The 17,887-nt window shown below is 53.5% G+C and carries 15 protein-coding genes and 1 riboswitch; of the genes, 7 read left to right on the top strand and 8 right to left on the bottom strand.

The features are described from left to right. The first annotated feature begins 203 nt into the window (after positions 1 to 203). The 3 genes from tolC to ACLBVC_RS22790 all read left to right on the top strand — a co-directional run bounded on the left by tolC (position 204) and on the right by ACLBVC_RS22790 (position 3,720). On the top strand, positions 204 to 1,691 hold the full coding sequence (gene tolC, locus ACLBVC_RS22800) for an outer membrane channel protein TolC (RefSeq protein WP_410151526.1): 1,488 nt from the start codon (positions 204 to 206) through the stop codon (positions 1,689 to 1,691). A 191-nt stretch (positions 1,692 to 1,882) separates the two neighbouring features. Continuing rightward, a complete protein-coding gene (locus ACLBVC_RS22795) occupies positions 1,883 to 2,551 on the top strand; it encodes a DUF1190 family protein (protein WP_410151525.1) in 669 nt (222 codons plus the stop codon). 8 nt (positions 2,552 to 2,559) lie between these two features. Further along, positions 2,560 to 3,720 (top strand): glutathionylspermidine synthase family protein, encoded by a 1,161-nt coding sequence (locus tag ACLBVC_RS22790; protein ID WP_410151524.1) that lies wholly within the window; start codon positions 2,560 to 2,562, stop codon positions 3,718 to 3,720. Positions 3,721 to 3,772: 52 nt separating this feature from the next. Here ACLBVC_RS22790 and ygiD read toward each other — a convergent pair whose 3' ends face one another. After that, positions 3,773 to 4,561 carry a 4,5-DOPA-extradiol-dioxygenase gene (gene ygiD / locus ACLBVC_RS22785; protein WP_410151543.1) on the bottom strand — a complete coding sequence of 263 codons (789 nt, stop codon included), beginning with the start codon at positions 4,559 to 4,561 and terminating at the stop codon, positions 3,773 to 3,775. Between the two features lie 240 nt (positions 4,562 to 4,801). Then, positions 4,802 to 5,455, bottom strand: coding sequence for a 3,4-dihydroxy-2-butanone-4-phosphate synthase (gene ribB, locus ACLBVC_RS22780; protein WP_410151523.1), 654 nt, complete (start codon positions 5,453 to 5,455; stop codon positions 4,802 to 4,804). Positions 5,456 to 5,588: 133 nt separating this feature from the next. Next, positions 5,589 to 5,764: riboswitch (FMN riboswitch) on the bottom strand. A gap of 132 nt (positions 5,765 to 5,896) precedes the next feature. Here ribB and ubiK point away from each other — a divergent pair. Then, on the top strand, positions 5,897 to 6,169 hold the full coding sequence (ubiK, locus tag ACLBVC_RS22775; protein WP_015695854.1) for a ubiquinone biosynthesis accessory factor UbiK: 273 nt from the start codon (positions 5,897 to 5,899) through the stop codon (positions 6,167 to 6,169). 76 nt (positions 6,170 to 6,245) lie between these two features. On the opposite strand, the gene yjeH is transcribed toward ubiK, so the two are convergent. The 4 genes from yjeH to ACLBVC_RS22755 form a co-directional block, all read right to left on the bottom strand. After that, entirely contained in the window at positions 6,246 to 7,496 is a 1,251-nt protein-coding gene (gene yjeH, locus ACLBVC_RS22770; RefSeq protein WP_410151522.1) for an L-methionine/branched-chain amino acid transporter, read from the bottom strand. Positions 7,497 to 7,598: 102 nt separating this feature from the next. Beyond that, positions 7,599 to 9,026: a bifunctional D-glycero-beta-D-manno-heptose-7-phosphate kinase/D-glycero-beta-D-manno-heptose 1-phosphate adenylyltransferase HldE gene (gene hldE, locus ACLBVC_RS22765; protein ID WP_410151521.1), complete on the bottom strand. Its 1,428-nt coding sequence runs from the start codon at positions 9,024 to 9,026 to the stop codon at positions 7,599 to 7,601. A gap of 85 nt (positions 9,027 to 9,111) precedes the next feature. Continuing rightward, a complete protein-coding gene (gene glnE / locus ACLBVC_RS22760; protein ID WP_410151520.1) occupies positions 9,112 to 11,949 on the bottom strand; it encodes a bifunctional [glutamate--ammonia ligase]-adenylyl-L-tyrosine phosphorylase/[glutamate--ammonia-ligase] adenylyltransferase in 2,838 nt (945 codons plus the stop codon). Positions 11,950 to 12,006: 57 nt separating this feature from the next. Beyond that, positions 12,007 to 13,314 (bottom strand): CYTH domain-containing protein, encoded by a 1,308-nt coding sequence (locus tag ACLBVC_RS22755; RefSeq protein WP_410151519.1) that lies wholly within the window; start codon positions 13,312 to 13,314, stop codon positions 12,007 to 12,009. 307 nt (positions 13,315 to 13,621) lie between these two features. Between ACLBVC_RS22755 and ACLBVC_RS22750 the strand changes: the two genes are divergently transcribed. Further along, positions 13,622 to 14,242, top strand: a complete 621-nt coding sequence (locus tag ACLBVC_RS22750; protein WP_410151518.1) for a TIGR04211 family SH3 domain-containing protein — start codon at positions 13,622 to 13,624, stop codon at positions 14,240 to 14,242. 171 nt (positions 14,243 to 14,413) lie between these two features. Continuing rightward, on the top strand, positions 14,414 to 15,649 hold the full coding sequence (locus ACLBVC_RS22745) for a multifunctional CCA addition/repair protein (RefSeq protein ID WP_410151517.1): 1,236 nt from the start codon (positions 14,414 to 14,416) through the stop codon (positions 15,647 to 15,649). 94 nt (positions 15,650 to 15,743) lie between these two features. Here the strand turns inward: ACLBVC_RS22745 and bacA are convergent, their stop codons facing one another. Both bacA and folB read right to left on the bottom strand, forming a co-directional pair. Next, complete coding sequence (gene bacA / locus ACLBVC_RS22740) at positions 15,744 to 16,568, bottom strand: undecaprenyl-diphosphate phosphatase (RefSeq protein WP_410151542.1); 825 nt, start codon at positions 16,566 to 16,568, stop codon at positions 15,744 to 15,746. A 187-nt stretch (positions 16,569 to 16,755) separates the two neighbouring features. After that, positions 16,756 to 17,112: a bifunctional dihydroneopterin aldolase/7,8-dihydroneopterin epimerase gene (folB, locus tag ACLBVC_RS22735; protein ID WP_410151516.1), complete on the bottom strand. Its 357-nt coding sequence runs from the start codon at positions 17,110 to 17,112 to the stop codon at positions 16,756 to 16,758. Between the two features lie 107 nt (positions 17,113 to 17,219). On the opposite strand from folB, the gene plsY reads away from it, so the two are divergent. After that, positions 17,220 to 17,849: a glycerol-3-phosphate 1-O-acyltransferase PlsY gene (gene plsY, locus ACLBVC_RS22730; RefSeq protein WP_410151515.1), complete on the top strand. Its 630-nt coding sequence runs from the start codon at positions 17,220 to 17,222 to the stop codon at positions 17,847 to 17,849. Positions 17,850 to 17,887 lie beyond the last annotated feature (38 nt).

Below are 17,887 nucleotides of genomic sequence, written 5' to 3'. Positions count from 1 at the left end.
CAATTTATCGTCCTTTGAGGTCAGTTTGATGAAAATGCGTTAATAATAATCAAGGTTGTTTGTGATAGATTTAGGCACATCCTGCGGGGAAGGCACGTTAAGCCAACCTCCCCGCTAGCCTGACTCTGCTAGAATCCGCGTCTATTGGTTTATTTGACTGCGCCACCATACATAACAACATTGCTGCACAACAAGGAATGCAAATGAAGAAACTGCTCCCCCTTCTCATCGGACTCAGCCTGGGCGGCTTCAGTACGATAAGCCAGGCCGAAAACCTGATGCAGGTCTATCAGCAAGCCAGGACGAGTAACCCGGACCTGCGCAAATCCGCTGCTGACCGGGATGCCGCATTCGAAAAAATCAACGAAAGCCGCAGTCCTTTATTACCGCAACTCGGTTTGGGTGCGGATTATGGTTATACCAATGGCTACCGCGATGCGAATGGCGTTAATAGCGATGTAGGCAGTGCCAGCCTGCAATTAACGCAGACCCTTTTTGATATGTCAAAATGGCGCGCCCTGACTTTGCAGGAAAAAACTGCCGGTATTCAGGATGTGTCTTACCAGACGGACCAGCAATCTTTAATCCTGAATTCTGCGACGGCTTATTTCAACGTATTGAGTGCTATTGATTCACTCTCCTATACCGAAGCGCAGAAACAGGCAATTTACCGTCAGTTAGATCAAACCACGCAGCGTTTTAATGTCGGCCTGGTTGCCATCACCGACGTACAAAACGCCCGTTCACAATACGACACCGTATTAGCGAATGAAGTGACCGCACGTAATAATCTGGATAACGCGCTCGAAGCACTGCGTCAGGTTACCGGCGTTTACTATCCGCAACTGTCGTCCCTGAATGTCGATAACTTCAACACCACGCGTCCGCAACCGGTCGCCACGCTGTTGAAAGAAGCCGAAAGCCGTAACCTGAGCTTGCTCTCTGCGCGTCTGTCACAAGATTTGGCACGTGAGCAAATCCGTTATGCGGAAACCGGCCACATGCCAACGGTGGATCTGACCGCGTCTACCGGTATCAGCAACACCAAATACCACGGCGATAAAACCGGCGGTTCGTCCAGCTATCAGGACGCCGATGCGGGCCAGAACAAAGTCGGCCTGAGCTTCTCCCTGCCACTGTACAGCGGCGGTTCTGTAACCTCTCAGGTGAAACAGGCTCAGTACAACTTTGTGGGCGCCAGCGAGCAGCTTGAAAGCGCGCACCGCAGCGTTGTTCAGACCGTACGTTCTTCCTTCAACAACATTTCTGCCTCTATCAGCAGCATCAACGCCTATAAACAAGCCGTTGTTTCTGCTCAGAGTTCTTTGGATGCGATGGAAGCCGGTTATCAGGTTGGTACCCGTACAATCGTTGATGTTCTCGATGCGACCACCACGCTGTATAACGCCAAACAACAGCTTTCCAGCGCACGTTACACGTACCTGATCAACCAGCTGAACATCAAGTCAGCACTGGGTACGCTGAACGAAAGCGATCTGCTGGCACTGAACGGTGCTTTGGGTAAACCTGTGCCAACGGCACCGGATCAGGTTGCACCTGAAACCCCGCAGCAGGACGCCACGGCGGACGGTTATGGCAACAGCACTGCGGCTGCGCCACGTACTGAAAAAGCCAGCGCAACGACCCAAACGCATACCACGAAGAAAAGCGGTAATCCTTTCCAGAACTAAATCTGGCGGATTTCTATTTTCATCGGAACGACCAAGGCAGCCTGAAAAGGCTGCTTTTTTTTTGCCTCCGTCACGCACCTCTGTAAAGTCTCGTAACAATTGCCTTCGCTGCTTTAACAATCACCCGCTTTCCCCTATTCTTAGGCCCTACTGGGAAAGGGCAAAAAAGCCCTACACATGGGATAAGAACGATGAAACGGACACAACACATAAACCTGGCTACCTTCCGTAAATCATGGCGTAGCTCTCGAATCACACCTGTCGCACTGGCGGTCAGCGCCGTCTTTATGTTGTCTGCCTGTGAGAAAACCGACGAAACGGTTTCCTTGTATCAGAATGCTGACGACTGTACGAAAGCCAATCCGTCCGGCAGCACGCAGTGCGTCGATGCCTACAATGCAGCCAAAACAGAAGCGGCAAAAACGGCACCTAAATACGCCAGCCGTGAAGACTGTATTGCTGAGTTCGGCGAAGGCCAGTGTACTCAGGCTCCCGCGCAGGCTGGTGTCGCTTCAGCCGAAGGCCAGAGCAGTGGCAGCATGTGGATGCCTTTGATGGCAGGCTACATGATGGGCCGGATGATGAGCGGCGGCGCTTACGCGCAGCAACCTCTTTTCAGCTCTAAAAACCCGGCCAGCCCGGCAAATGGCAAATTCGTTGATGCCACCGGCAAAAACTATGGCCCGGCAACCGCAGGCGGCCGCACCATGAACGTCCCAAGAACCGCCATGGCACCGAAACCGGCTGTCACAAATACCATTACACGCGGTGGCTTCGGCGACAGCGTTGCCAAACAAACCTCAATGCAACGCAGCTCCTCTGCGGCACCTCGCAGCCCTGGCCGCAGCATGGGTGGCTAAGAGATATAATGAAACGTTTAGCGATTAATGAGCGCCCGGACTGGCGCGAAAAAGCCACGGAGTTTGGCTTCAATTTTCACACCATGTATGGCGAACCCTACTGGTGTGAAGATGCTTATTATCAGTTCACGCTGGCGCAGATTGAAGAGATTGAAGACGCCACTGCCGACATCCATCAGATGTGCTTAAAAGTGGTTGAGCGCGTGGTGAATGACGACAAACTGATGGCGAAATTCCAGATCCCGAAACACGTCTGGGAATTTGTCCGCAGTTCATGGCGCACGCAGCAACCGTCTCTGTATTCCCGTTTGGATCTGGCCTATGACGGAATTAACCCGCCTAAGCTTTTGGAAAATAACGCGGATACGCCGACCTCGCTTTACGAAGCGGCTTTCTTTCAGTGGCTCTGGCTCGAAGATCAAGTCGCTGCGGGGAACTTGCCGCCGGATGCCGATCAGTACAACAGTTTGCAGGAAAAGCTGATCGAACGTTTCAGCGAGCTGAAAAACGAGCACGGTTTTTCGTTGCTACACATTGCCTGTTGTCAGGACACCGAAGAAGATCGCGGCACCGTTCAGTATTTACAGGACTGCGCGCTGGAAGCTGAACTGGCCAGCGAATTCCTGTTTATCGAAGAAATCGGTCTGGGCGAACGCGGGCAGTTTACCGATACGCAGGATCAGGTGATTTCCAACCTGTTCAAACTGTATCCGTGGGAATTTATGTTCCGCGAAGTGTTCGCCACCAAGCTGGAAGACGCCGGTGTTCGCTGGCTGGAACCTGCCTGGAAAGCCATTTTGTCGAACAAAGCCCTGCTGCCGTTGCTGTGGGAAATGTTCCCGGATCACCCGAATCTCTTACCGGCGTATTTCGCTGAAGATGCACATCCGGAACTGGAACATTACGTGGTGAAACCGCTGTTCTCCCGCGAAGGCGCAAACATCAAAGTCATCGAAAAAGGCCAGGAAGTGGCCCGCGTTGACGGCCCGTATGGTGCAGAAGGCATGATCGTGCAACAGTTCCATCCGTTGCCGGTATTCGAAGGCAGCTACACGCTGATCGGCAGCTGGCTGGTCAACGATCAGCCTTGCGGGATTGGCATCCGCGAAGATAAGGCGCTGATCACGCAGGATCTGTCACGTTTCTATCCGCATACCATCGTCGGATAAAAATGCATAGAAAAGGATAATGAAGACATTCATTATCCTTTTATCTTTCTGATCAACCCACCTGAACGGACAGCATTGAAAGCGATCCCATGACGATCCCGTCGGTCGGTTTAGTGATCGGTTCCGCACCATCCCACGCGCCCAATACATACAGTAACGGCAGATAGTGATCCGGAGACGGATTCGATAACGCGCCGCCTTCATGTTCCATGAAATTGACCAGCGGGTGATCTTTCGCTTCTCCCTTCCAGGCCAGATTATCTTTCACGAACGTTTCGAAAGAGGTCGCCCACGGATATGGCTCCCCTTTACCGTCCCACTTCACCATCCGCAGGTTATGCACCACGTTACCGCTGGCAACAATCATCACGCCTTCGTCACGCAGCGTGGCCAGCTTTTTGCCCAGTTCATAGTGATATTCTGGTGGCTGCGTGCCGTCGATGCTCAGCTGGATCACCGGAATATCGGCGTCCGGATACATCTTGATCAATACGCCCCACGTGCCGTGGTCAAAACCCCACTCGCTGGTATCAGAAATCACACTGACCGGGCTGAGTAATTCCTGCACGCGTTTTGCCAGTGCCGGTGAACCCGGTGCCGGATAACGTTTATCAAACAGCGCCTGCGGAAAACCACCAAAATCATGGATGGTGCGCGGGTTTTCCATCGCCGTCACCGCCGTCCCGCGGGTAAACCAGTGGGCAGATACGGCCAGAATCGCTTTTGGACGTGGCAAAGATTCGCCCAGCGTATGCCAGGCACGGGTATAAACGTTATCTTCCAGCACATTCATCGGGCTGCCGTGGCCTAAGAAGAGTGCGGGCATACGTTGAGTCGTCATCATGAATTCCTTACCGCAAAATGAAAGAGAGCAGCGTTGCCGGGCAACATGCCGCGTAATGAAAATACGGTACTCTTTTTCATTCAGGGTTACAGCCGGATAACGGTGAAGGAGATGTTCAATAAATTTGAAGAGGCAAATCAAAAGCAATGAGTGGGAATTTTCGGTTCAGACAAAATGCAGGAATAGATAGCAAAAAGGCCGCATAAGCGGCCTTTCTTAATGCGCATAACCGGCAGATCAGCTTGCCTGACGGGTCTGCGCCTGGCGGTATGCCACCAGATCGGCAATCGTCACAACGGGCATATTATGTGCGCGGGCAAAGACGATCACTTCCGGCGCATGCGCCATGCTGCCGTCATCGTTGGTCAGTTCGCACAGCACGCCGAACGGCTTGAGCCCGGCTAATATGGCCAGATCCACTGACGCTTCGGTATGACCACCGCGGGTCAGCACGCCGCCTGCTTGTGCACGCAGCGGGAAGATATGCCCCGGGCGGTTCAGGTCAGAAGGTTTCGCGCCATTTTTGATGGCTGCACGAATGGTAGTAATGCGGTCAGCCGCAGAAACACCGGTCGTCACGCCTTCAACAGCTTCAATTGTCACGGTGAAAGGTGTCTGGAACGGGCTGGAGTTGTTCTCAACCATCATCGGCAAATCGAGCTTTTTACGACTGTCTTCGTTCATGGTCAGGCAGACGATGCCGCTGCCGTGGCGAATAGTCAGCGCCATTTGTTCAACGGTCATGTTTTCGGCGGCAAAGATTAAATCGCCTTCGTTTTCACGATCTTCGTCATCCAGTACCAACACACCCACGCCATTACGCATCGCGTCGAGAGCACGTTCAACACGTTCAGTGGATGTACCGAATTCGGAAAGTAGGGTCTGATTCATGGTAAAAATAACCTCATGTTCTGTATGTGGATTACCAGAATCAGGGCGTCTTGAGGAGGCTAGCTGCGGCAGCCGAGGGCGTGCTACAGTTATAAAAAATAACGCAGCGGGCAAAATTTTGCCCGGCTTGAATCGTTACTCTCTCCCATCCGGACTTTAACCGTCGGCCCCGGAATTACACCGGATCTGCTGACCTCTAACCCCGAAGGATTGAGCGCTCGCGGGCTTCCACATAGAAGGGATTATGATCCTTCCGGTATTCTGTGGTTTACCGCCGGTGGGGACTTTCACCCCGCCCTGAGAATAAGCAAAGCAACTATAACGCCAATAAATGAGCAGAGCAATCCTGTGGTTTGGCCATTTAGTGCCTCTGAAGGTTTATAGAAACAGCGTCAGCGATTACACTAAGGAAAAGCACCTCCTTCGAGAAAAGGAAATAACATGATTGACCCGAAAAAAATTGAACAAATTGCCCGCCAGGTTCACGAATCGATGCCGAAAGGGATCCGTGAGTTTGGTGAAGATGCCGAGAAGAAAATCCGTCAGGTATTACAGGCGCAGTTCAGCCGTATGGATTTAGTCAATCGCGAAGAATTTGACGTGCAGACCCAGGTTTTGCTGCGTACCCGCGAAAAACTGGCCGTGCTGGAGCAACGTCTGGCCGCGCTGGAAGGCAAACTGACCGAAGCGGAAAAACCGCAAGATCCTGCCTGACTTTCCGTAGACACAAGCCCGCTGGAAACAGAAAAGGCCTGCTGAGCAGGCCTTTCTTATGTGTTTAACTCAGGCACTATTGCGGGCGAAGCACTGTTTTTACCCGTGGCAGCAATACCCATAGCGCCGCGAACACCACCAGCGCATACAGTGATTTCCAGCCGACCATCGCCAGCAGCCCGCAACACAGAACCGCCCCCAGCGTTGCCATCCATTTTGACCGACCTGTGAGGATTTTTGCTCCGGAAATCATGCACAACAGATAGATCAGAATGAAGATCCCGTTAGCGTAGGTAATCAGTGCGCCGAGCGGTAAATGCAGCCAGTAAATCAGTAACGTGAACAATATACAGCAGCCGACCACCAGATTAAGCGCCGCGACTGGCACCTGCTGAGCAGAAAGTTGTGCCAGTTTGCTTTCGGGTTTCAGCTGCGCCTGTGACCACACCAGCCGGGCGAAGCTTTGCGTATAAATATTCACGCTGGCAAAGCAGGCCAGGTAACCAATAATGCAGGCCACCCACAGCGCTTTTTGCCCGAAAAGCTGCACCACAATTCCCGGCAATGACGCGCCCGCTTCCCGCCCTTCTCCCCACGCATGAAATTTCAATACCGCGACCGTACAGCCCCAGTACACCGCACCGGCCACCAGCATGCCTATCAGCAGCGCGCGCGGAAAATCACGTTCCGGATTACGAAATTCTGTCGCCAGATGCGCAAACGCCTCCAGCCCGACAAAGCACCAGAACATCACGGCCAGCGCATCAAACAGACTGGAGGGCGAAACATCACGCACCGCAGGCAGCGGGATTTCCGGCAACGAGATATCTCCTTTCCACCAGATTGCCACGACCAGGGCGACGACCAAAAGCGCGATCAGCGTCTGGATATTCGCGCTGGATCCCGCGCTGCGCGTGCCCAAAAACCAGATAACGAACAGCGTTCCCAACTGAACCAGCAGCAGATTTTCGCTGCTCCAGCCAAAAGCCGCCTGCCAGAACCCGGCGGCAATATGCAGCGCTGCGGGCAATCCGACCGGAATAACCGACAAAAACAGCCAGCCAGTCACTCGCGCCATGTGCGGCCCGAACGCTTTTCCCACGAAATGCGCGGCACCGCCTGCACTCGGGAAATGCCGGCCCAGCGCGGCAAAGCCAATCGCAATCGGGAACACCAGCAGGATCAGCACTGGCCATGCCCACAGACTGTCGTTTTGCGCCAGCTGCGCGGCAAGCGCAGGCACCGCGAAAACGCCGGTTCCCAATAATGAAGTGGAGAGCAGTCCGACGCCCTGCGCCAGACTTAATTCCTGTTTTAATCCGCTCACAACAGAGTCACTTCCGTTTGTTTTTTTGAGTGAAAATCAAAAAGAAAAGGGCTTATCAGATAAGCCCTTCGGTGCGAACATCAGAAATTCAACCGCAGAAAATCAGTCCTGCGCTTTGATCTGATTGATGATTTTGGTGGTAGATAAACCATCTTCAAAATTCAGCACGCGCACTTCGCCACCGTTCGCCCAGACTTCAACACTACCGGCAATTTGCTCCGGTTTGTAGTCGCCGCCTTTCACCAGCAGATCTGGCAAGATCCCGGCGATCAGACGCTGTGGCGTATCTTCTTCAAACGACACAACCCAGTCCACCGCGCCGAGCGCCCCCAGCACAATCATACGATTTTGCAGCGCATTCACCGGGCGGGTTTCCCCTTTCAGACGTTTGGTGGAAGCATCGCTGTTCACCGCGACAATCAGACGATCGCCGAGCTTACGGGCATTCGCCAGATAAGACACATGGCCCGCGTGCAGGATGTCAAAAATGCCGTTGGTCATGACGACTTTCTCGCCGCGCTGACGCGCCATTGCGACCGCAGCTTTAAGCTGTTCTTCGGTCATCACGCCGAAACCCACGTCTGAACGCCCGCCGATGGCATTTTCCAGCTCGACCGGAGAAACGGTTGATGTCCCGAGTTTGCCAACCACAACTCCCGCCGCAGCATTTGCCAGGAAACAGGCTTCTTCCAGCGTATTGCCTGCCGCCAGCGCTGCCGCCAGCGTACCGATCACCGTGTCACCGGCACCGGTCACGTCATACACTTCCTGCGCCTGCGTTGGCATATGGAAAGGGGCTTTGCCCGGCTGCAACAATGTCATACCGTTTTCTGAACGGGTCACCAGCAGCGCAGAAAGCTCGAAGTTTTCAATCAGCTGCATGCCGCGAACCACGATTTCGTCTTCGTTTTTACAACGGCCCACTACCGCTTCAAACTCGGAAAGATTCGGTGTCAGCAGCGTCGCGCCACGGTAGCGTTCAAAGTCAGAACCTTTAGGATCCACCAGCACCGGCACACCGGCTTTTCTCGCCAGTTGGATCATTTTCTGCACTTCAGTCAGCGCGCCTTTGGCGTAATCCGACAGCACCAGCGCACCGCTTTGCGGTAACGCCTGTTCAATTTTGGTCAGCATCGGTTGCAGATCAACGCCCTCGAAACCTTCTTCGAAGTCGAGGCGGATCAGCTGCTGGTTGCGCGAAAGAATACGCAGTTTGGTTATGGTCGGATGAGAAGCCAGCGCCACGAAATCGCAGTTTACCTTCACTTCCGCCAGACGTTCGCTCAGCGCACGCGCCGCATCGTCCACACCGGTCAGACCGATCAGACGGGAAGAGGCACCGAGGGACGAAATGTTCATCGCCACGTTAGCCGCGCCGCCAGGGCGTTCTTCGATGGTATTCACCTTCACGACCGGTACCGGAGCTTCCGGTGAAATACGGTTGGTCGGGCCATACCAGTAGCGGTCTAACATTACGTCACCGACCACCAGCACACCCGCGCGGTGAAAATCAGGCAAAGTCACTTTCATCCCAAGACTCCAAAACAGGCAAAACTCAACATAGAAATAGTGCGCCGGATAATATCACAAGCGCCTGTCCCTCGAATAAAAACCCTCAGCTCAACCATTTTTCCCAGCTGGCGCGGATTTGCGCACGTTCGCTGGCAAAACTTTCAGCGGCAACTTTTCCGCTGTGCTCCTGTAACGCCAGATGATGAATTTCATCGCGCAGCGTCACGTAAGCATGGGTCAGATTACGGGCCTCGTCTTCCGGCATGATGTCGTATTGCGCCATCAGCTCAAAAATCCTGACGTTATCAGACCAGCGCGTCAGCTTTGGCTGATCGTGGGCGAAACGTAAGACCAGATATTGTGCAATGAATTCAATATCCGTGATGCCACCGGGATCGGCTTTCAGATCAAACTCACCGGCTTTTTTACTGCCGAGATGCTGGTACATTTTCTCACGCATTTCCCGGACTTCTTTGCGCAGCTCCGCATCGTCGCGCTGACGGCAGAGGATGTCGCGCCGCGTGGCATCAAACTGCTGCGTGAGAATCGGGTCGCCGTAGACGACGCGAGCGCGCACCAGCGCCTGATGTTCCCACGTCCAGGCTTCGTTGGCCTGATAATCCGCAAATGCTTCGATGGTGCTGACCAGCATGCCGGAAGCGCCGGAAGGCCGCAGACGCGGATCCACTTCATACAAAATGCCCGACGAGGTGCGCGTGCTGAAGAGGTGCATAATTCGCTGCGCCAGACGCAGATAGAACTGACGCCCGTCAATCACGCGTTCGCCGTCAGTCATCACCTCCCGCGCGCAATCAAGCAGGAAAACCAGATCCAGATCAGAACTGTAACCCAGCTCCCAGCCGCCTAATTTCCCATAACCGATAACCGCAAAACCGCGCCCTTCACGGTGCTGAAGATGCGCTGGCTGACCGTATTTTAGGACCATCTGATCCCACGCCTGCTGCACTACAACTTCAAGAATTGCTTCGGCCAGATAGGTTAAATGGTCGCTGACTTTCATGACCGGCAGTGCACCGGAAATATCTCCGGCGGCAATGCGCAGATGCTGCGCCTGCTTGAACTGGCGCACGGCTTCCAGTTGCTGTTCTTCATCTTCCGTCGGCACGCGCATCAGATACTGACGCAGCTCATCGCGGTATGCACCCAGCTCAATCGGCTGATAAAGGGTGCGCGGATCGAGCAGTTCGTCGAGTAATAATGGATGGCGCGCAAGCTGGTTGGCGACCATCGGCGAGGCCGCGCACAGACGAATCAGTTGCTTGAGCGCGCCGGGGTATTCAACCAGCAGCTCGATGTAGGTTGTGCGGGTGACGATGTTGAGCAGCAACTGCATCAGGCGTTGCAGCGTGACGTCGGCATTTTTATAGGTGCAAACCTGTGCCAGCAAACGCGGCATCAGCAAATCCAGCTGATCGCGACCGCGCGGCCCGATGGTACGTTTATCCACATCACGGCGGAATTCCGCAATCTGTTGCAGGATATGGCGCTGGGCGTTTTCCTCAAGCTGAGGCACCAGCGGCGCGAGTTCGGAAGGCTCAAGCGCATCAATCCACAAACTGCTGAACTGAGAATGCTGCTGATCGTCTTCGGCGTCCGGCGTGTCGTCGCCAATCAGATCGTTAAAGACCGAACGCACGGCCTGCATATGGGCGTTCAGCGTATCAAGAAGCGACGGCCAGCCGTCAAAATTCATGCCCCACGCCAGACGCGACTGATTGAGTTCATCGGAAGGCAGCGTCTGCGTCTGTTCGTCGGCGATGGCTTGCAGAAGATTTTCCAGGCGGCGCAGGAACAGATAGCTGGTGCGCAATTGCAGAACTTGTTCAACCGGTAATAAGCCCAGATTTTCCAGCGCCTGCAAGGTCGGTAACAGTGCCCGTTGCTGCAATGCCGGTTCGCGGCCGCCGCGGATCAGCTGGAAAACCTGCACGATAAATTCAATTTCGCGAATACCGCCTGCCCCGAGTTTGATGTTGTCTTTCAGGCCCCGGCGCCTTACTTCACGGGCAATCATCCCTTTCATATTGCGCAATGACTGAATCACGCTGAAATCGATATACCGGCGGAATACAAACGGCATTAGCATCTTGCGCAGTTCCTGACTACTGGCATCATCCGCGCCGCCCATCAGGCGCGCTTTGACCATCGCATAACGCTCCCAGTCGCGGCCCTGTTCCTGATAATAATCTTCCAGCGCCGGGAAACTCATCACCAACGGACCGCTGTCGCCAAACGGACGCAAACGCATGTCCACACGATAGACAAATCCGTCAATCGTCGGCTGATCCAGCGATTTAATCAGCCGCTGCCCGAGGCGGGTGAAGAACTGCGCATTATCCAGCTGACGGCGGCCTCCCTGCGTCTGGCCGTTTTCAGGATAGGCAAAAATCAGGTCGATATCGGAAGAGAAGTTCAGCTCGCCGCCGCCCAGTTTCCCCATCCCGAGGATCAGCATTCTTTGCGCTTCACCCGCCGCATTCACCGGTGTACCGAATTCGCGACAGCAGGCGTCATACAGCCAGTCACGGGCGCTGACAATCAACAATTCTGCCAGTTCACTCAGCTGTTGCAGGGTATCTTTGGCTTCGCTGGTTTGCGCCGACTGCGACCAGGCGATGCGGGTCAGAATGCGGCGGCGGAACAGACGCAGCGATTTCATTAGACCGTTTTCATCTGCCACTTCCGCCAGCGATTCGTCGAGCCACTGCCGGTAAAGTTGCCACTCCTGCGCCTGAGGCGGGTTTTGCTCGATTTCCTGCCACCACTGCGGAAACGCCAGCAAACTGTCCGTCACGAATTCACTGCTCGTCAGTACCGCAAGCGAGGCGTCATCGGGAAGAGAGGGCTTTTCGGGATGTTCACGCCAGCGCTCAAGCACATTCCGGGCGTGGTCGTGTAAAACAGAAGAAAGTGGCAGCATGAAATCGGGTTCCTTGCAAAAAAAAGCCCGGGCTTTTTGCCCAGGCTTATCAGTCAATTAACGAGGTTGTCCATTTAACCAGAAGGCATCCATCATCACCGCGTGAGAACGGGCTGAATCCTCCCACGCATGTTGTTGCTGAACGATGGCCTGCTGCAACTCGACCCAACCGGCAATATACGCGGCAACGTCTTTGTCCGGGTACGCGCCGGCCAACAGATGGAAAGTAATAATCTGGCGCTTCAGGCGGGCCAGTTGGTCACGATACCCTTCCTCGGTCAACGGCTGCGCGAACGCCTCTTTCAGATCTGCTGCGGTACGGCCCAGCATAATATCTGCGAAACGCTTGAAGGAGCCTTCCAGTTTTTTAGCCGATTTATCATCGATAAACGGCGTCCAGCCAGAGGTTGCAAGCCAGGATGTGAGCACTAATTTACATTTCAGGTAGGTCGCGCTATAGCAAATGTCCTGCGCATCGGCAGATTTCTGTTCCAGCACCGGCACCAGATCGGTAAGCAGCGTGCGCAGTTCGGAAGACGCTTTACGCGGCACCAGCCCGCCGAACAGAACCAGAACCTGGCGCACGGTTTCCACCGCCTGTAATACGGTCAGGCGCGCCGTTTTATCACCGCGCACCCAGAGTTCTTCATGATACTGCCAGTGATCCAGCGCCAGTTCGAACATCGCCGACATCGCCTGTTCAACGGTGGCTTTAGGCTTAGCTTTAAAGACCGGCAGCGGTTTAATTTCACGCGCAGGATTGCCTTTCGCCAAATGATAACCGCGAGCCGCCTTGCTGAAGCCGCCCTGACGTAAACCGCCGTGCGCACCTATTTCTGCCGCCAGTTTCAGTAAATCAGCGGTATTGCCTTTTTTCAGCTCAAGCTCAATTTCGGCCAGCGCCTCAGACAACTCACCGGCGATCACTTCGCCCTGATCCAGACCCAGCTCTATCTCGCTTTCGCCGTAAGTGATCACCCACTTCTCGCGGGTGAAATCTGTGCGGAATAGCGGTGCCAGTTCTTTTTGCAGCGCGGCAGGCTTACACCCTTCCGGCCAGATATCTTTCGGGAACGCGCTGAGTTTCAGCATCGGCTTTTTCAGTTCAACATTATATTCCGGGCGCTGATGCAGCCCGCCCACCACTTTTCCGCCGCTTTTGAGGGTCATTTCATACTGATCGTCAAAGCCACGGATACGCAGACCAATATCATGCGAACGTAAATAGTTATCCGCGGTCTCAAAATAGATGTTGGTCAGTTTCGATGGCGCGGTGTGCTCAGCGTTGAAAACCGCGAGCTGCGAAGGAAGTTCGGCAATTGCGGCCGGGGTGGCGATAAATTTTAATTCTATTTCTACGGTCATAGGAGTCTTCACACCGATTCTTTGCTGCCAATAAGGGATTAACGCGTCGCTCCAATTCTACCATAAGCACAGCGCGCAAGCCGCATGTTGCGGGATTGTAAGATAGTTCTCATTCCGGTTTATACATTGCGTCGTCACACTGTTGCCCTTACTATCGGTTTCCAAAGTTTCGCAATAACCAAACTTTTATTGCACTGACCGGATAATTTGCCGCAATGGCCTGAAAATGGCGGTTGCCAGAAGACGTATCCCGATCAAACGGATCCGCACTTCACGTTCCCTAAATTCACAAAGAAACGATGAAATAATGCAGAAATTACGCCTAATTGGTTTCGCTTTGCTTGGTTTAAGCATCACATGGACTGCCCACGCCGACGAGAAGCGCTATATCTCAGATGACCTGATCACCTATATCCACAGTGGTCCTGGCAACCAGTATCGTATCGTTGGAACCCTGAATGCCGGTGATGAAGTCACCCTGCGCAGCGTCAACGACAGCACTAAATACGGCGAAATTGTTGACTCAAAAGGGAAAACCGCGTGGATCCCTCTCGACCAGTTAAGTAACCTCCCAAGCCTGCGTACCCGCGTTCCGGATCTGGAACAGCAGGTTAAAACGCTGACCGATAAGCTGACGAATATCGATTCCAGCTGGAACCAGCGTACCGCTGAAATGCAGACGAAAGTCGGCTCCAGCGACAGCATCATCAACAACCTGAAGAAAGAAAATCAGGATCTGAAAAATCAGCTGATTGTTGCGCAGAAGAAAGTGGACGCGGTGAATGTTCAGCTCGACGACAAGCAACGTACCATTATTTTACAATGGTTTATGTACGGCGGTGGCGTTGCCGGTGTCGGTCTGGTGCTGGGTCTGGTATTGCCTCATTTGGTTCCGCGTCGCAGGAAAAAAGATCGCTGGATGAGCTGATCGCTTAACCCGCTCCAACTTTTCGTTCAACGTGAAGGCACTCCGGTGCCTTTTCGTGTTTGCATCAATCCGCAAATCAATCACACAACTTTGCTATGATAAAAGCAGAGCGCCCTGCTCGGCTTTCAGCAGCATAATGCGTTGGAATTGACTTATTTCAGGAGTTATCGCGTGGAGATTTACCTGGTCGGCGGCGCAGTCCGAGACAGTTTATTAAACCTGCCTGTGTCTGAACACGATTGGGTGGTGGTCGGCGCAACGCCTGAATATATGCTGGAAAACGGTTATCAGCAGGTCGGCAAAGATTTCCCGGTGTTCCTGCATCCCAAAACTCATGATGAATACGCGCTGGCGCGGACGGAAAGAAAATCGGGTTCAGGCTATAACGGCTTTACCTGTTATGCCGCGCCGGATGTCACGCTCGAACAGGATCTGATGCGGCGTGACCTGACTATTAACGCAATCGCCAAAAGTGACAGCGGCGAACTTTTCGACCCTTATCACGGCCAGCGTGACATCGAATTGCGCCTGCTGCGCCACGTTTCTGATGCATTCGGGGAAGATCCGTTACGCGTTCTGCGCGTAGCCCGTTTCGCGGCGCGATTTGCCCATTTAGGTTTTACCGTTGCTCCTGAAACACAGGCGCTGATGCAGCAGATGGCCGAAAGCGGTGAGCTGGAAGCCCTGACGGCAGAACGCGTGTGGAAAGAAACCGAAAAGGCGCTGCAAACGCAGGATCCGCAGGTGTATTTTCAGGTGCTTCGGGATTGCGACGCCCTGAAAGTGTTATTCCCTGAAATCGATGCGTTGTTTGGCGTGCCCGCGCCGGAGAAATGGCATCCGGAAATTGATACCGGCATTCATACGCTGATGACACTGAAAATCGCCAGCACGCTGACGCCTGACGTCGACGTGCGTTTTTCTGCACTGTGCCACGATTTAGGGAAGGGCCTGACGCCGCCGCAATACTGGCCACATCATCACGGTCACGGCCCGGCGGGCGTTAAACTGGTAGAGAATATTTGCCAGCGCCTGAAAGTGCCGACACATATACGCGATCTGGCAAAACTGGTCGCCGAGTTCCATGACCTCATCCACACCGTGAATAAGCTCCGCCCTGAAACCTTGCTGAAACTGTTCGATACCATCGACGTCTGGCGTAAACCGCAGCGTCTCGAACAGATGATCATGACCAGCGAAGCTGACGCGCGCGGGCGTACGACGTTCGAAAATAACCCTTATCCGCAGGGCGATTACTTGCGTGAGGCCTTCAGGGTGGCGAACAGTATTTCCAATAAAGAAGTGCTGGATGCCGGTTTTCAGGGAATGGCGATCCGCGATGAATTGAAAAAACGGCGCACGCAGGCACTGGCTGACTGGAAGCAAACTCAGGAAACCGCGGTTTAAATTTCTGCGCCTGATCGCGTTGAAAAGCACAAAAATAAAGCCCCGCACGGCAAAATGACCGGTGGGGCTTTTTCTTGCATGATTGAATGAAAAATCAGGCAATAAAGACGAAGTACACCGCCAGAGCGACGAAGAAGCGATAAATCGCAAACGGGATAAACGAAATGCGTTTAATCACGGCCAGAAAGGTTTTAATCGCAATCAGCGCCACAACGAAAGCGGCAATGAAACCGGTCGCAAACATCGGCAAATCGGCCAGGGTCAGGAAGCTGTAACTCTTGTACAAATCCAGAGCCGTCGCGCCCATCATCATCGGGACTGCCAGCAGGAACGAGAATTCAGACGCCGCAAAACGGCTGATCCCCATTAACATCCCCCCGCTGATGGTCGCCCCGGAGCGGGAAAATCCCGGCCAAAGCGCCAGACACTGGAAGACGCCAATCATAAACGCCTGCACGTAGGTAATGTCATCCAGCCCTTCCGCGCGCGGTTTTTTGGGCTTCAGCAATTCCGCAGCAATCAGTAAAACACCGCCGATAACCAGCGCGTACATGACGTATTTCGGCTCAAAAAGGGATTTAATCTGTGAATGCAGAAGCAGGCCCAATACAGTCGCCGGGATCATCCCCAGAATAATATGCCCGAGATTGAGACGGCGCGTGCCGGTGCCTTCATGAACCGGTGGTTTGCCAAAATGCAGGCCAATCATGCCAAACAAACGACGCCAGAACATCACAACTACAGCCAGAATCGACCCCAGCTGAATGACCACCTCAAAGGACTTCGACGTATCTCCCGTAAAACCAAGGAGATTACCCACAATAATCAGGTGACCGGTCGAGGAGACTGGCAGGAATTCCGTCAGCCCTTCAACAACACCCAAAATAGCCGCAACAAGCAATGAATGACTTTCAGCAATCATTATCGACCCAACCCTATTAAGTATCCGCTTATCGGAAAAAAACAGCTAAAGCAACAAACAATAAAAAAGCGGCATCATTTACGCCGCTTCTGCAAAGGGAGACCCGTTACCCCGAGTGCTCTTTTAACGCTTTTTTATGACAATTAAAATACGACCGGGTTCTGAATTTTGTTCAGGGCAGATTTTAACTGCGTTTTCCGCGCTCAATCAGCACGCCAACGTTCGTCGCCTGCGCGACCGCACCGGGTTTGCTGAGCTTAATGCGTACCCACGGCGAGTTAAACCGCGCCAGCAGCAGCGCCGCCACTTCTTCGGCAACGCGTTCAACTAGCGCAAAATTCTGTGAGGAGACATGTTCAATGACCGCATCACTGACATCGGCGTAGCTTAAACAGTCATTCACATCGTCACTGGCGGCTGATTTTCGATTGTCCCAGGCCATTTCGATATCGAACACCAGTTTCTGTTTAATGGTCTGTTCCCAGTCGTAAGCGCCGATAGTGGTGATTACATTTAGTTGCTCAATAAATACGATATCCATCACGCGATTCTCTGTTTTTGGCCCAGCCGGATACCACTTCCAGCAGAAAATGCGTATTATCCATGGATGTTGCGATTAAAACGACCCTTATTAGACGGAACGGCTTTATGAGTGCTACCGCGCTTGGAATGATTATTTTCGCCTACCTTTGCGGCTCGATTTCGAGTGCGATTCTGGTCTGCCGGGTCGCCCGCTTACCGGATCCGCGCACTGCTGGCTCTGGCAATCCCGGTGCCACGAATGTTTTGCGCCTGGGTGGACGCGCGGCCGCAGCGGCCGTTCTGATTTTCGATGTTCTTAAAGGCATGCTGCCCGTCTGGCTGGCGTACCGTCTGAACATTCCTCCGATGTATCTTGGTCTGACCGCCATTGCGGCGTGCGTCGGCCATATCTACCCGGTTTTCTTCCGCTTTAAAGGCGGCAAAGGCGTGGCTACCGCTTTCGGTGCCATTGCCCCTATCGGTTGGGACTTAACTGGCCTGATGACCGGCACGTGGCTTCTGACCGTGCTGCTCAGCGGATACTCTTCGCTTGGCGCGATTGTCAGTGCGCTCATTGCGCCTTTCTATGTCTGGTGGTTCAAACCTGAATTCACATTCCCGGTCGCCATGCTTTCCTGCCTGATTTTATTGCGTCATCACGATAATATTCAGCGTCTCTGGCGCGGTCAGGAAGGGAAAATCTGGGATAAGCTGAAAAAAAAGCGTAAAGCAGCGAAAGACGAAAAATCGGAATAACGTCAGATTTCAGACATAAAAAAACGACCTCATTGAAG

Origin of the sequence: Rahnella selenatireducens, assembly GCF_046449555.1 — a bacterium.
Classification (GTDB): Bacteria; Pseudomonadota; Gammaproteobacteria; order Enterobacterales; family Enterobacteriaceae; genus Rahnella; species Rahnella selenatireducens.
This window is presented reverse-complemented; position numbering and strand designations above follow the sequence as displayed.

Bases quoted from the DNA above. Each gene is read 5' to 3' on its own strand.
- ACLBVC_RS22790 (WP_410151524.1), top strand. From the start codon at position 2,560: ATGAAACGTTTAGCGATTAATGAGCGCCCGGACTGGCGCGAAAAAGCC.
- ribB (WP_410151523.1), bottom strand. From the start codon at position 5,455: ATGAATCAGACCCTACTTTCCGAATTCGGTACATCCACTGAACGTGTT.
- plsY (WP_410151515.1), top strand. From the start codon at position 17,220: ATGAGTGCTACCGCGCTTGGAATGATTATTTTCGCCTACCTTTGCGGC.
- glnE (WP_410151520.1), bottom strand. From the start codon at position 11,949: ATGCTGCCACTTTCTTCTGTTTTACACGACCACGCCCGGAATGTGCTT.
- tolC (WP_410151526.1), top strand. From the start codon at position 204: ATGAAGAAACTGCTCCCCCTTCTCATCGGACTCAGCCTGGGCGGCTTC.
- ACLBVC_RS22755 (WP_410151519.1), bottom strand. From the start codon at position 13,314: ATGACCGTAGAAATAGAATTAAAATTTATCGCCACCCCGGCCGCAATT.
- folB (WP_410151516.1), bottom strand. From the start codon at position 17,112: ATGGATATCGTATTTATTGAGCAACTAAATGTAATCACCACTATCGGC.
- hldE (WP_410151521.1), bottom strand. From the start codon at position 9,026: ATGAAAGTGACTTTGCCTGATTTTCACCGCGCGGGTGTGCTGGTGGTC.
- ubiK (WP_015695854.1), top strand. From the start codon at position 5,897: ATGATTGACCCGAAAAAAATTGAACAAATTGCCCGCCAGGTTCACGAA.
- ACLBVC_RS22750 (WP_410151518.1), top strand. From the start codon at position 13,622: ATGCAGAAATTACGCCTAATTGGTTTCGCTTTGCTTGGTTTAAGCATC.
- ACLBVC_RS22795 (WP_410151525.1), top strand. From the start codon at position 1,883: ATGAAACGGACACAACACATAAACCTGGCTACCTTCCGTAAATCATGG.
- ygiD (WP_410151543.1), bottom strand. From the start codon at position 4,561: ATGACGACTCAACGTATGCCCGCACTCTTCTTAGGCCACGGCAGCCCG.